This window comes from Megalodesulfovibrio gigas DSM 1382 = ATCC 19364 (assembly GCF_000468495.1).
In the GTDB taxonomy this organism is placed as follows: Bacteria; Desulfobacterota; Desulfovibrionia; order Desulfovibrionales; family Desulfovibrionaceae; genus Megalodesulfovibrio; species Megalodesulfovibrio gigas.
This window is the reverse complement of the sequence record NC_022444.1, coordinates 3,205,388-3,218,476: the sequence shown is the minus strand read 5'-3', so window position 1 is coordinate 3,218,476 and position 13,089 is coordinate 3,205,388. Positions and strand designations below refer to the sequence as shown.

Below are 13,089 nucleotides of genomic sequence, written 5' to 3'. Positions count from 1 at the left end.
TGCGAATGTCTCGTAAAACTGCTCTCATCACCGGCATTACCGGCCAGGACGGCGCCTATCTTGCCGAACTGTTGTTGAACAAAGGCTACGTGGTGCATGGCATCAAGCGCCGGGCCTCACTGTTCAACACCGAACGCATCGATCATCTGTATCAGGATCCGCACGAAAAAGGCCGCCGGCTCATTCTGCATTACGGTGATTTAACGGACGCCACGAACCTGATTCGCATCATCCAGGAGTCTCAGCCGCACGAGATCTACAATCTTGCGGCCCAGAGCCACGTGCAGGTGTCCTTCGAATCTCCGGAATACACGGCCAATGCCGATGCCCTGGGCACCCTGCGACTGCTGGAAGCCGTCCGCATCCTGGGCCTGGAGCAGCAGACGCGGTTCTATCAGGCCTCCACCTCCGAGCTGTACGGCCTGGTGCAGGAAGTGCCGCAGACGGAAACCACGCCCTTCTATCCCCGCAGCCCGTACGCCTGCGCCAAACTGTACGCGTACTGGATCACGGTCAACTACCGCGAAGCGTACAACATGTTTGCCTGCAACGGCATTCTGTTCAACCACGAATCCCCCCTGCGCGGCGAAACCTTCGTCACCCGCAAGATCACCCGCGCCCTGGCCCGCATTGCCCTGGGCCTGCAGGATCGTCTGTACCTGGGCAATCTCAATGCCTTGCGGGACTGGGGCCACGCCCGGGACTACGTGGAAATGATGTGGATGATTCTGCAGCGTGACACGCCGGACGACTACGTGGTAGCCACGGGCGAGCAGCACAGTGTGCGCGAATTCGTGACTCTGGCCGGCCGCGAGCTGGGCATGGAAATCGCCTGGCAGGGTGAAGGGCTGGAAGAGCAAGGCGTGGTGGCCGGATTGACCCCGCGACGCATCCCCGTGGATGGGCAGGAAATTCCCTTGGATTTCAAAGGTGTTTCCGTGGGGGATGTGGTGGTGGCCGTGGATCCGCGGTATTTTCGCCCCACAGAGGTGGAAACCCTGCTCGGGGATCCCGCCAAGGCCAAGCAGACCCTGGGCTGGGAGCCGCGCATCAGCTTCCCCGAGCTGGTGCAGGAAATGGCCCGCCACGACCTGCTGCACGCCCTGCGTGACGAGACCCTCAAGCGCGAGGGCTTCAGGATCTGCAACTATTTTGAATGAATGCTTCGCACTTGCATGACGAGAGGCGCCAGCCATGACGCAACTTCCCCTGCGAATTCTCATTGCCGACGATTCCCGGCCCATGCGCACCGTGGCCATGCACATGCTGGGCAAGTATGGCCAGTGTCAGGAAGCCTGCGACGGGCGCGAGGCCGTGGCCATGTATGCGGCAGCTCTGGAGCGCGGCGAGCCGTTTCAGCTGGTGGTGCTGGACATCCTCATGCCCCGTCTCAACGGCGTGGACGCCCTGCGCGACATCCGCAGCCTGGAGCGTAGTCACGGCCTGGACGAGGAGACCCGCGCCAAGGTCGTCATGCTCACCAGTCTGGATGATCCAAGTTTCATGCTCGATGCCCAGCTTGGTGCCCAGGCCGACTACTACCTCACCAAACCCTTTGATACCGATCAGATGCGCGAATCGTTGACAGGCCTGGGACTTGTGCCCATAGACCCCGCACTGGATCCGGACCCGGCCTGTGGCGGGGAGCAGGATGCATCTGCCTGACCCCTGCCCGCCGGACGCGGTACACCTTGGCGTGGGCGAGGGCGGCTTTTTCGCCGCCCCAACCATGGTGCGAACGGTGCTGGGATCCTGTGTGGCCGTGACGCTCTTTTGTCCCGAGCGGCGCATGGGCGGCATCTTCCACGGACTCTTGCCCAGTTGGAAGGAGTATGAGGAGGCCACGCCCCCCGGCCCCCGCAGCTACCGCTATGTGGACAGCGCCATCGAACGTCTGGTGGCGGAATTTGCCGACCGCGGCGTGCCCCCCCGCCACCTGGTGGCCAAGGTGTACGGCGGAGCCAATGCCCTGTTCCAGGAAAACATCAGCGTGGCCGGCCGCAACGTCAAAGTGGCCCTGGAAACCCTGGCCCGGCTGGGAGTCCGGGTGGCTGCGTCCAGCGTGGGCGGATCCAAGAGCCGCAAAATCCTGTTCCGCACGGACACAGGCGAGGTGACGCAGCAACTGCTGGGCGGCCGGGGAGGTACAGCATGAAATCCTATCGCAAGGAACTGTGGTTCAATGTCCCGTCCCGCCGGGGATTCGTCAACATCACGCCGGAGGTGGACGCCTGCCTGCAGGAATCCGGCATCCGGGAGGGACTGTGCCTGGTGAACGCCATGCACATCACGGCCAGCGTCTTCATCAACGACGACGAAGCCGGCCTGCACCACGACTACGAACGCTGGCTGGAGAAGCTGGCCCCCCACGAGCCCGTGGGGCAGTACCGCCACAATGTGGGCGAAGACAATGCCGATGCGCACATGAAGCGGCAGCTCATGGGCCGGGAAGTGGTGGTGGCCGTGACTGACGGCCGCCTGGACTTCGGCACCTGGGAGCGCATCTTCTATGGTGAGTTCGACGGCCGCCGCCGCAAGCGGGTGCTGGTGAAGATCATCGGCGAGTGACGGCCGCCGCCGCTTGCACAAATCCCCCCGCAGCGCTACAGACTTCGGAATGCGTCCTTGCATGTTCACCATTGTCTCGGAGAAAAATTCCATGCGCCGTCTGCTCGTTATTATGGTCCTCGGGACCATGCTTGCCGTTTCCGCCTGTCAGGAGAATGCGCCCAAGGCCGAGGCTCCCAAAGCGGAAGCCCCCAAGGCCGAAGCCGCCAAGAACACCACCGCCGCCCCCGCCCCCGCTGCCGCGCCTGCCGCCAAGGCCATGAGCATTGGTGTGGTGGACGAGGAACGCCTGTACGAGGAATCCACCCTGGGCGTGACCGCCAACAAGCTGCTGCAGGAACTCAACGCCAAACTGCAGCAGGAACTGCAGCAGTTCCAGGAAACCAAAAAGGACAACGCCACCGAGGCCGACGCCGATTCCTTCCGCAAGGCTGTGCAGACCTATCAGGAAATCATGCGCAGCGCCCAGATGCAGATCTTCGAGCAGATGCGCGCCCGTGTGACCGAGGCCATCTCCAACTACCGCCAGCAGCAGGGCCTGGAGCTCATCCTGAGCAAGGAAAACGCCCTGGCCTACGGCGCGCAGGCCGACATCACCGAAGGCGTGCTCGCCGCGGTGAACGCCATGCCCGCGGATGACCTCAAGGGTCCCGAGCTCAAGGCCTCCAACAACCTGTTCGACGCCGCCCCGGCCCAGTAGCGCACAATCGCTTTGGAAGAAGGGCCTTGCGAGGGGGGAACCCGTAGACAGGGATCTCCCCTCCCTCGCGGGGCGTGTTGTGTTTCCCCTGCAGCTGGAGGCGACGGCATGGATTCGCGCCTGCAGACTTCGACTTCCCGCGCGGCCCGCCATGCGCCGCACCCGTTTCTGCTGCGGCTGGACGTGACGCCGCGCAGCCTGTTTCAGCATGATGCCTGCCTGGAGCGGCTCACCGCCTCACGGCATGGTCTGTGGGACGGCCGCTGCTGGATTGCCCTGCGCACCAGCGCCGTTGCAAGGAAGGGACTGCGGCCCTTCTGGGGACTGCGGCGGCGGGTGGTGGCGCGGTTTGCGGCCACGGGCTGCTGGGCCGTGCTGCTGCTGGATGGGGAGGAATCGGGCTGGCTGGTGCCGGGACGAGTGGCCGAGGGGCTGATCCTTTCCCGCCGCTGGCACCTGGCCCGGGACGACGAATACAAGATCACACCGCCGTTGCCCGGGGCCTGGCGCTTCACAGAAGCCGGGCAGGCGCGCGCGCTGCTGGCCCGGCTGTCATAAAGAACAGTATTCTTGCGAAGCACGCTCGGGGGAAAACCGTCGAACCCCTTTCCAAAGACTTGTATGGTGATGCAACGTCACGATAAAGTTGTAGGAAGGGGAGCGCGCGGGAGGGGGGAACCGTGTGCAACCGGGTTCCCCCCTCGTTTGGCGATGGCGCTTACGGCTTGGCGTTGGGCGTGAACAGGGGCTTGCCCAGCAGGGTGAAGCCGCCCACGAAGTCCTGGGCTTCCTTGGTCGTCATCCACTTGCGGAAGGCCTCGGCCAGATCATGCTTGGCCTTGGGGCAGTGCTTGGGGTTCACGGGCATGACGCTGTACTGGTTGAAGAGGGCCTTGTCGCCTTCCACGATAACCACCAGGCCGGGCGCGCCCTTCTTGCTGTCTTCATATTTGATGAAGCTGCCGCGGTCCGCCAGGGTGTAGCCGCCGCGTTCGTCGGCCATCTGGATGGTCTTGCCCATGCCCTGCCCGGCGCTCACGTACCACGCGTCTTTTTCAGGAATCGCCACGCCGGCGGCTTTCCACAGCTTCTGCTCGGCCTTGTGGGTGCCGGAGTCGTCGCCGCGGCTAATGAACACGGCCTTCTTGTCCATGATGGTCTTGAGGGCGTCGGCCACGGTCTTGCCCTTGATGCCGGCCGGGTCGGCCTTGGGTCCGATCATTACGAAATCATTGTAGAACACTTCGGTACGGTCCATGCCGAAGCCCTTTTCCTGGAATTCCTTTTCCGCAGCCGGGGCATGGACCATGACCACATCCGCGTCGCAGTTCTCGCCCAGTTTGAGGGCCTGGCCCGTGCCCACGGCCGTGAACTTGATCTCCACGCCGGTTTTGTTCTTATAGAGGGGCACCATGGCATCCAGCAGGCCGGTGTCGGCGGTGGAGGTGGTGGTGGCCATGAGCAGGGTTTTATCCTCGGCCAGGGCGCCGGAAACGCTCAGGGCCAGCAGACACAGGGTGAACAGGCCAAGACGGAACAGATGCATGATGGTTCTCCTTGGTGGTCGTATTGGTTGGCGAAAGTGGCCTCGCCGGGACGGCCGGGGATGCTTGGCGACGAGCATATATTTTTTGAAACGTATATGCTTCAAGTTACATATATCAAGACAAGCAGGGTTTGTGTCAACCCTTTGTGGCAGGCGATGCCGCAAAAAATAATCACGGCGCCTCTGATCTGCGTGTCTCAGGGAGGTGGCCCCTTCCAAGGCAGCGGAAAATGTGGGAACACAGCCGAAACATAGAATGTCCGGGAGGTTTGCATGAAGTCGATTCGTCTGTTATTGAGCGTGGTTGTCCTGCACTGGATGCTGTACGCCGTCGCGTCTGCCGCGGCCCTGCCCGATGGCTTTGTGTATCTGGAGGAGCTGGCCCCGGGCATCCTGCTGGATGTGCGGTATTTCGGCCAGGACAACTTTGTGGGCGCCAGGGTGGACGGCTACCTGGCCCCCAGGGTGATCCTCACCCGCCAGGCCGCCGAGGCCCTGGTCCGGGTGCAGGCGCAGCTGGAGGCCTTCGGCCTGGGGCTGCTGGTGTTCGACGGCTACCGCCCCCAGCGCGCCGTGGAGCATTTCCAGCGCTGGGCCAGGGATCTGCAAGACGTCAAGACCAAGCCGCGTTACTACCCCGACGTGCCCAAGGAAGAACTCTTCGTCCGGGGCTACATCGCCGCGCGCTCCAGCCACAGCCGCGGCTCCACCGTGGATCTGACCATTGTGGACCGCACCACCGGCACGCCCCTGGACATGGGATCCCCCTTCGATTTCTTCGGCCCTGTCTCCTGGCCGTCCTCCATGGAGGTGGGGGCCGACCAACGGGCCCGGCGCATGCTGCTGCAAACACTGATGGTGGGGCAGGGCTTCAAGATTTACGACCAGGAATGGTGGCACTTCACCCTGAAGGATGAGCCGTTCCCGGAGACGTATCACGACTTCCCTGTGGAATAGGCCATGCCAAACGAGTACGAACTTTTACGGCGTGCGAAAGAACAGGCGCGATGCGTATTCAAATAACACCATGAGATTGCGTGATTTTTGTTGATCTGACCAGGGCGGTCTGGTATTCCTGCGCTAGATTTTGATTCTCATTCTCGAATTGTGGCCGGTTGCCGTCCGGTGACCGGCCGCCCAGCGCAGGAGTGTTTGGAGCATGGCATACGCAGTGACAGGCAATGCACCTGCCTTCACCGTCCCCCCCGGCGTGTCGTCTTCGGCCATTGATGTCCGGAATCTGCATCACCGCTATGGCGCGCGGATCATCTACGAGCAGCTGTCCCTGCAGGTGCCGCGCGGCAAGGTGGTGGCCCTGCTGGGCAAGAACGGCGTGGGCAAAACGACCCTCATCAAGATTCTCATGGGCTTCCTGACGCCCCGGGCCGGCCGCTGCACGGTGCTGGGGGATCCCTCCCACGCCCTGCGCCCGGCCACCCGGCGTCAGGTGGGGCTGCTTTTCGAAGGGCACGTGGCCTATGATTTCATGACCATTGCCCAGATTGAGCGGTTCCATGCGCCGTTTTATCCACGCTGGCGCAAGGAGTTGTATTACGAGCTGGTGGGCCGGCTGGGCCTGCCGGAGCATCACGTCATCGCCCGCATGAGCGAGGGCCAGCGTTCCCAGGTGGTGCTGGGGCTGCTCATGGCCCAGCAGCCTGACCTGTTGATCCTGGACGATTATTCCATGGGCCTGGATGCCGGCTACCGTCGCCTGTTTGTGGATCTGATGGTCGAGTATCTGGCCGGCGGCGACCGCACCGTGTTCCTGACCTCCCACGTCATCCAGGACATGGAGCGGTTTGTGGACGACATCATCCTGCTGGAGCGCGGCGGCGTGGCCCGACATTGCGCCCTCAAGGATTTTCTGTGCCAGTTCCACCGCCATGTGCTGCCCAAGACCGCGGCCCGGGGACCGGTGCAGGCCGCGGCCTGCATCAAGAACGCAGAAGAGCATGCCGGGCACTGGGACTTGTTTTCCTTTGCCGACGGGCACACCCTGGCTGCCGCCCTGGCCGACCAGGGGCACGATCCCTGCGCCCTGCAGCAGATGCCCATGAGCCTGGAAGATGCCTTCATCGGCTACACCGGGCGGTATTGATCCACTCACCTCGCAACGCGCAGCACCCTGCCGGTGCAGCGGAGAGCATCATGATACAATCCATCCTCCACAAGGAATGGCGCAAGGCCTGGCGGCCGGCGCTGGTGCTGGTGGCGGGCAATGCGGCGGCGGCCGGGCAGGTGTGGTTGTCCACGCGGCAGCTGTTCCGCCGGGAGCATGCGGAAGTGGTCTGGTACCAGACCATGCAGCTGGGCCTGCCCTTTTTTCACCTGCTCAAATATCTGCCCCTGGCCACGGGCGCGGCCCTGGCCATGGCGCAGTTTCTGCCGGAAATGCGCCAGGAGCGGCTGCGGCTGTCCCTGCATCTGCCGGTCAACACCACGGCGCTCATCCTGGTGCATCTGCTGGCCGGACTGGTGGGGCTGGCGGCGTGTCTGGCGGTGCAGGCCGTGGGCCTGTGGGCCAGCGTGCACGCCTGGTTTCCGCGGGAGATGACGGCCCACGCCTTCGCCATCTGGGGACCCTGGGCCCTGGCCGGCGTGGCCGGGTATCTGGGCATGGCCCTGGCGCTGCTGGAGCCGTCCTTTCTGCGCCGGCTGGGCAATCTGACCATTGCAGCGGGGGCAGCCTGGCTGTTCTTGCTGCCCACCCCGGCAGGGCAGGCCGGCTCGCTGTCGCCGGCGGTGCTGCTGCCGCTGCTGGCGCTGGCCGTGCTGCACGCCGCCGGACGTTACAGAAACAGGAGGGCAGACGCATGAACCGACTCGCGCAATGCGGCCTGACGGTGCTGTGCATCGTGCTGGCGGCCGTGTATCTGCCCATGGCCTACGACTGGCTGTTCGTCGAGCCCGTGGCCAAGACGCACCTGCTGTACAGCCCGGTGCTGCAGCAGTTTGTCTGGACGGAAAAGGTGGCCGTGCCGCCGGCCGAAGCCCTGGGCAAGGGCGAGGACCATCATGCGGAGATCATCCACCGCGACGAGGCCGGGACCTATTACAGCCGCGTGGAGTTCGAGAAGCTCCTGCCCTTTATCTATTACAAAAATATGGAATTGTGGGGACTTTTGCCCCTGAACATCGACGGCGAGCGCTTTGACGCCGAAACCATCAAGGCCCGGCGGCGGGTGATGGAGCTGACCCCCCGGGATATCCTGCGTCGGCCCGTGGGCCTGACCGTGCCGCCGTTGCTGGAATCCGCGCCCGGTGTGGCCCGGCTGGTCTTTCCCGAGGATCGCTACCGCCTCGCTTCCGGGGGGCTGGAATTCATCAACGCCGACTTCAACACCGTGGACGACACCCTGAGTCAGGCCTTCACGTCCGCCCTCAAGGACGCCGGCTTCGTGTTTCCGGCCCGGCTTACGGCCGGCTGGCCCGTGCTGCTCAAACCCTTCGACGCCGGGCATTTTCTGGTGGACGCCACGGGGGCGGTGTTTCATCTGAAACGGGTGGAAGGCACGCCCGTGGTGGTGCGCACGCCCATCCCGCCGGCGCTGCAGACGCGACACATCGCGGTGATGGAAAGCGCCCGGCGTGATTACCTGGGCCTGCTTCTGGCCGGCGACGGCAGCCTGCACCTGCTGCGCGAGGATGACTATGGTCTCGTCCCCTTGCCGCTGCCCGGGTATGATCCCGAGACGATGGACTTCAAGCTGTTGCTGGATCCTCTGCACGCCACGGCTGTTTACAGCGATGACACCACCATCCACGGCGTGGCCATGGACCGGGAGTTTCAGGTGGTGCGCCGGTATTCGCATGCCATGTCCCGGGCGGAAGCCGGGCTGGCCGGACAGCTAGGGCAGGTGCTGTTCCCGGTGCGGCTGCAATGGCGCACGGATCCTGTGCCCGGCTTCCATCTGCAGCTGGGCAACAAGTGGTCCCTGGCCGTGGCGACGGTTGCGCTTGCGTTGCTGATGCTGGGGATGCTGCGAATGCGCCGGCGGGAGCAGGGCCGCAGGGGCTGAAACGCACGAGAAAATACTATTTGAAAGCAGGATGTTGCGAGGGGGGAAACCTTTTTGCAAAGGTTCTCCCCTCTCGCGNAGTCTTTGGAAAGGGGGTTCGGGGGAAGAACCTTTCTTCAGAAAGGTGTTTCCCCGACAGTTCTTTTCAAACATTCAATGCCCTATTCGCCGCCTCCGGCCACCTTGGCGCGGTCCACGGCCTGGAGGATGGCGTCTGCCAGGTCGCCCACGGGGCAGGGTTTGAGGAAGTAGTTGGCGGCGCCGCGTTCCAGCATGGCTGCCGCCACGTCCATGGAGGCGTGGCCGGTGAGGGCCAGCACTTCCAGGGAGGGGGCCAGCCGCTTCATGGCTTCCAGGGCTTCCAGCCCGCCCATGCCGGGCATCTTCACGTCCAGCAGCGCCACGTGGAAGGACTCCCGCGCCAGCAGGTCCAGGGCTTCCTGGGCCCCGGCGGCGGCGGTGGCATCGAAGCCCTTGGCCTTGAGCAGCCGGGCCAGGGTTTCACGGAACCGTTCCTCATCGTCCACGATCAACACGCGGATGGTCGAAGGCATGATGGACTCCTCGTGATGCCGGCGCGCCTGGGCGTTACGGCGTCGGTTCAAAATAGCAGGTGCCGGTGAAGAAGCAGTCGGCCATGGCCTGGACGCTGGCTTCGCCGGTCATGAGCATGTCCACCTGGCGGGTGTATTGCAGCAGTCGGCCCATCTCGGCCAGCACCGCCTCGATGGTGGCGGCGTCGTATTTCTGAAAGCGGCCGGACACGCGGTCGCTCACGGTTTCCACCACAAATCCCATGCGCTCCAGGATGAGGGCGATGCCCCGGGCCCGCCGTCCGCGCCGCACCTCGTCCGCCGCGCCGCCCTTGAAGGAAAAGGTGATGTAGTTCTTGTTCACGGTCTGGCCGCAGTAGCAGTCCAGCACGCCGTAATGATAGCCCACGCGGGAGCTGAAGTTGAGGTATTTGTCTGAGATGATGGCGTAGCTGCGGTCGCCGAACCGGTCTTTCTGCAGATGATGTTCGCCCACCATCTGTTCCCCAAGCACGGCGAAGAAGCCCTTGAGGTGCACCGGCCGGGGGCCCTGGATTTTTGGATCCAGGATCAGCCCCCGCAGCAGGGCCTTGAACGGCCGGGACACCACGTCCTCCACGGGCACGCCGCGGCGATGGGGATGCTTGTCCGTCAGGCCGCCGCCCAGGTCGATGATGTGCAGATCCAGCCCGGTGGTGCCTTCCAGGCGCAGGGCAAACCCCTCCTGGCCCGCGCTCTTGCTCACGTGGTCGCTGATGACGAACATCTCGCCGTAGGATTTTTCGTGCAGGTAGCGCATGACGTCGTGCACGGTGTGGCAGTGTGCCGGGGAGAAGTCCGGGGACTTGGGATCGGTGAGGGTCAGGGGCACCAGCTCCCGCCGCAGGGTCTGCAGGGCGATGCGGGCCGGGGAGTGCTGGACGGCATCCGGCGGGGTGAGGGGACAGGACATCCGGGACTGGCGCTGGGCTTCCAGGGCCGCGGGGTGCAGGCCGGCATGAATGCGGCGGGACCAGGCATCCAGGGTGATTTCCTGCCCCGTGGTCAGGGCCTGCATGACACCGGACACACCCACCAGGGTGGGGATGCCGAATTCGCGCGACACCGACGCCATGTGCCCGGTGACGCTGCCGTGTTCCGTGATCACCCCCGCCAGCCGGGGAAACGCGACGGTGTACGCCGGCGAGGAATGCCGGGCCACCAGCACGGTGCCGTCGGGCAGGTGTGCGGCGTCGTCCGGGGACTGGGACAGGAAGACGGGTCCGGCGGCCAGGCCGGGGCAGGCCGTGTCGCCGCCTTCGAGGAGCACGGGCAGGGCCTCATCCTGCAGGCCAGCGGAGTCCGCGTCTGTCTGTCTGCCCCACATGCCCAGGGGGCGGGACTGGAGAAAACAGAGCGCGCCGGCGCGGTCCACGGCCCATTCCACATCCTGGGGCTGGCCGTAGTGGGCTTCCAGGATCAGGGCGGCGCGGCGCAGGGCCTGCAACTGGGCATCGTCCAGGCACGGTTGACTGCGCCAGGCCGTGGGCGTCTCCTGTTCGGCAAGACCGTCCTTGCAGATGGTGAGCATGGCCTCCTTGCTGCCGATGCGCCGCTGCAACTGCTGGCCGGAATCCGCATCCAGGATGTACACGTCCGGCTGCACGCGGCCTTCCACGGCAAATGCGCCCAGCCCCCACACGGCATTGACGTACATGGCCCGCCGGCCCAGACCCCAGGGGTGCCGGGTGTACAGGACGCCGCTGGCGGCGGCGTCCACCATGCGCACGCAGGCTGCGCACATGGCCAGGCCGTCCAGGGAAAGGCCGTGCTGCAGCAGATACCCCAGGGCCTGGGGCGAATAGAGGCTGGCAGCCACGCGCTTCCAGGCCGGGCAAAGCTGGTCTCGGGTTACGTGCAGCTCGCTCAGGTACTGGCCGGCGTGGGAGAGTTCGCCGTCTTCGCCCAGGGCGCTGGAGCGCACGGCCAGGCGCAGGGCCTCCGGGGACAGATGGCTGCGGGCGGCGCAGGCGTCGAAGGCGTCCAGCATGGCCGCTTCCAGATCCGGGGGCATGGGGGATTCGAGGATGGCGTCCTGAATGGTCCGGCTGGCCTCGGCGTAGGTGGCCGGATCCCCGGGCTGGACCACGGAGATGCACAGGCGGATGACGTCCGCCAGCTCGTTTTCCCGAATGAAATGCTGAAAGCCCGTCACGGTGACGGCAAAGCCGTCCGGCGTGGGCAGATGCAGGCGGCTGCGCAGTTCGCCCAGGTTGGCGGCCTTGGCGCCGGCACTGTCCACCAGTTCGCGGTGCAGCTGGTCCAGGGCGAGGATGAAGGGCGTGTCTGTGGCCGGGTCCGGCTGCACCAGCACCTGCTGCAGCCTGTCGCGGATGGTGTCCACCCTGGCGCGCAGTTCGGGCTGGGCCTTGTCGGAAAGGGTCTCGAAGCTGGCGATCATCCGCAGGCCGTGGAACATGGCCCGGGTGGAAAGCTGTTTAAGGTGGGTCATGCCCACCACCTCGCCGCCGGCGTGCCGGGTTTCCAGTTCCGAGATGATGCCCAGCAGCTCGGTGTTGGACTCCAGCAATTGCAAGAAGGCCTGATACCGGGCGCGGAAAAAGGCCTTGCGGTCGGCCTCGGCCACGGCGGCCGTGCGCTTGTGGGCAGGCAGCAGCCGCTTGATGGAGGAGGCGATGATCTGATGCAGGGGCCCGTCAGCCATGGCGTGGTGCCTCATGCAATGCCCTGCCGGCCGGAACGTCCAGCGGCAGTTGGATGGTGAAGGCGGCACCCTGGCCGTACACGCTGTGCACGCGAATGCTGCCGCCCAGGCTCTCCACCATGCGCTTGCACAGAGCCAGCCCCAGCCCGGTGCCCTGGCCGGGGGCCTTGGTGGTGAAGAAGGGGGTGAAGAGCTTGTCCAGATGTTCCGGCAGAATGCCGGCGCCGCTGTCCCGCACGGAAATTTCCGCATGGCTGGCCGTTTTGGCGGTGGTCACGGTGATGTGCCCCGTACGGGTGGGGGGGGCTTGTCCAGACTGCACTGTCTGGGTCGCCTGGGTCGCCTGGGCGGCCTGGGCGGCCTGGGCTGCATTGTTGAGCAGATTCAGCAGCACCTGCCGCAGCAGGGGGCCGTCGGTGTGCAGGCTGGTCAGGGTCGGATCATAGCTGCGGATCACGTCCACATCGATGAGTCGTTCGTCCCGTTCCACCAACAGGATCATGTCTTCCACCAGCCTGTTGAGGTCCCAGGCCTGCACAAAGGCTTCGCGGGGGCGGGAGAAGTCCAGCAGTTTGCGGGTGATGTCTCCGCCGCGGGCCACCTGCTGGCAGATCTGGCGCAGACTGTCGCGGATGTCCGCACCGTGGCCGTTGGGGTTCTCGTCGCCCAGGAGCAGCAGGGCCAGTTCCGCTTCCTGGCCGATGATGGCCAGGGGATTGTTGATCTCGTGGGCCACACCCGAAGCCAGCTGGCCGATTTCCGCCATTTTCTGGGACTGCAGCAGGGCCTTGTCCAGGTGCTGCGCGTGGGCCAGGGAACGGGCCAGGGAGCGCTGCATCCACCACGCGCCGACCACGGCCAGGCCGGAACCTGCGGCCAGCACGGCCACGCCGCCGGCGGTCCAGCCGGCCAGCAGCAGCAGGCCACCGGCCAGGGCCAGGCCGGCGGTGGTCCAGCGACCCAGGCGCAAGAGCCGCCAGGGGGCGTCCGGCGCCAGCAACAGCAGCATGCACGTC

The 13,089-nt window shown here is 65.1% G+C and carries 14 protein-coding genes; 10 read left to right on the top strand and 4 right to left on the bottom strand.

Annotated features, from left to right (window positions below; all coding sequences use genetic code 11):
* Positions 1-5: 5 nt before the first annotated feature.
* From gmd to DGI_RS14130, 6 genes are all read left to right on the top strand, one after another.
* Positions 6-1,160, top strand: coding sequence for a GDP-mannose 4,6-dehydratase (gene gmd / locus DGI_RS14155; protein ID WP_027193186.1), 1,155 nt, complete (start codon positions 6-8; stop codon positions 1,158-1,160).
* Between the two features lie 34 nt (positions 1,161-1,194).
* Positions 1,195-1,665, top strand: coding sequence for a response regulator (locus DGI_RS14150; protein ID WP_021761850.1), 471 nt, complete (start codon positions 1,195-1,197; stop codon positions 1,663-1,665).
* A complete protein-coding gene (locus DGI_RS14145) occupies positions 1,652-2,155 on the top strand; it encodes a chemotaxis protein CheD (RefSeq protein WP_021761849.1) in 504 nt (167 codons plus the stop codon). The genes DGI_RS14150 and DGI_RS14145 overlap by 14 nt, the downstream gene beginning before the upstream one ends.
* Entirely contained in the window at positions 2,152-2,568 is a 417-nt protein-coding gene (locus DGI_RS14140) for a secondary thiamine-phosphate synthase enzyme YjbQ (RefSeq protein WP_021761848.1), read from the top strand. Before DGI_RS14145 ends, DGI_RS14140 begins: the two co-directional genes overlap by 4 nt.
* 61 nt (positions 2,569-2,629) lie before the next feature.
* Complete coding sequence (locus tag DGI_RS14135; protein ID WP_027193188.1) at positions 2,630-3,268, top strand: OmpH family outer membrane protein; 639 nt, start codon at positions 2,630-2,632, stop codon at positions 3,266-3,268.
* 108 nt (positions 3,269-3,376) lie between these two features.
* Positions 3,377-3,826 (top strand): hypothetical protein, encoded by a 450-nt coding sequence (locus tag DGI_RS14130; protein WP_021761846.1) that lies wholly within the window; start codon positions 3,377-3,379, stop codon positions 3,824-3,826.
* Between the two features lie 160 nt (positions 3,827-3,986).
* On the opposite strand, the gene DGI_RS14125 is transcribed toward DGI_RS14130, so the two are convergent.
* On the bottom strand, positions 3,987-4,814 hold the full coding sequence (locus tag DGI_RS14125) for a substrate-binding domain-containing protein (RefSeq protein ID WP_021761845.1): 828 nt from the start codon (positions 4,812-4,814) through the stop codon (positions 3,987-3,989).
* A gap of 273 nt (positions 4,815-5,087) precedes the next feature.
* Between DGI_RS14125 and DGI_RS14120 the strand changes: the two genes are divergently transcribed.
* The 4 genes from DGI_RS14120 to DGI_RS18845 all read left to right on the top strand — a co-directional run bounded on the left by DGI_RS14120 (position 5,088) and on the right by DGI_RS18845 (position 8,836).
* The gene (locus tag DGI_RS14120; RefSeq protein WP_021761844.1) at positions 5,088-5,771 is read left to right on the top strand and encodes a M15 family metallopeptidase; all 684 of its coding nucleotides are present in this window, start codon (positions 5,088-5,090) and stop codon (positions 5,769-5,771) included.
* Positions 5,772-5,973: 202 nt separating this feature from the next.
* The gene (locus tag DGI_RS14115; protein WP_051286594.1) at positions 5,974-6,915 is read left to right on the top strand and encodes an ABC transporter ATP-binding protein; all 942 of its coding nucleotides are present in this window, start codon (positions 5,974-5,976) and stop codon (positions 6,913-6,915) included.
* 50 nt (positions 6,916-6,965) lie between these two features.
* The gene (locus DGI_RS18850; RefSeq protein WP_021761842.1) at positions 6,966-7,634 is read left to right on the top strand and encodes a hypothetical protein; all 669 of its coding nucleotides are present in this window, start codon (positions 6,966-6,968) and stop codon (positions 7,632-7,634) included.
* On the top strand, positions 7,631-8,836 hold the full coding sequence (locus DGI_RS18845; protein ID WP_021761841.1) for a DUF4857 domain-containing protein: 1,206 nt from the start codon (positions 7,631-7,633) through the stop codon (positions 8,834-8,836). Before DGI_RS18850 ends, DGI_RS18845 begins: the two co-directional genes overlap by 4 nt.
* A 161-nt stretch (positions 8,837-8,997) precedes the next feature.
* Here DGI_RS18845 and DGI_RS14100 read toward each other — a convergent pair whose 3' ends face one another.
* Genes DGI_RS14100 through DGI_RS14090 form a run of 3 tightly spaced genes read right to left on the bottom strand, consistent with a single transcriptional unit; the run spans position 8,998 to position 13,082 of the window.
* The gene (locus tag DGI_RS14100) at positions 8,998-9,390 is read right to left on the bottom strand and encodes a response regulator (RefSeq protein ID WP_021761840.1); all 393 of its coding nucleotides are present in this window, start codon (positions 9,388-9,390) and stop codon (positions 8,998-9,000) included.
* Positions 9,391-9,424: 34 nt separating this feature from the next.
* Positions 9,425-12,073, bottom strand: a complete 2,649-nt coding sequence (locus DGI_RS14095; protein ID WP_021761839.1) for a PEP/pyruvate-binding domain-containing protein — start codon at positions 12,071-12,073, stop codon at positions 9,425-9,427.
* Positions 12,066-13,082: a sensor histidine kinase gene (locus DGI_RS14090; protein ID WP_021761838.1), complete on the bottom strand. Its 1,017-nt coding sequence runs from the start codon at positions 13,080-13,082 to the stop codon at positions 12,066-12,068. Before DGI_RS14090 ends, DGI_RS14095 begins: the two co-directional genes overlap by 8 nt.
* Positions 13,083-13,089 lie beyond the last annotated feature (7 nt).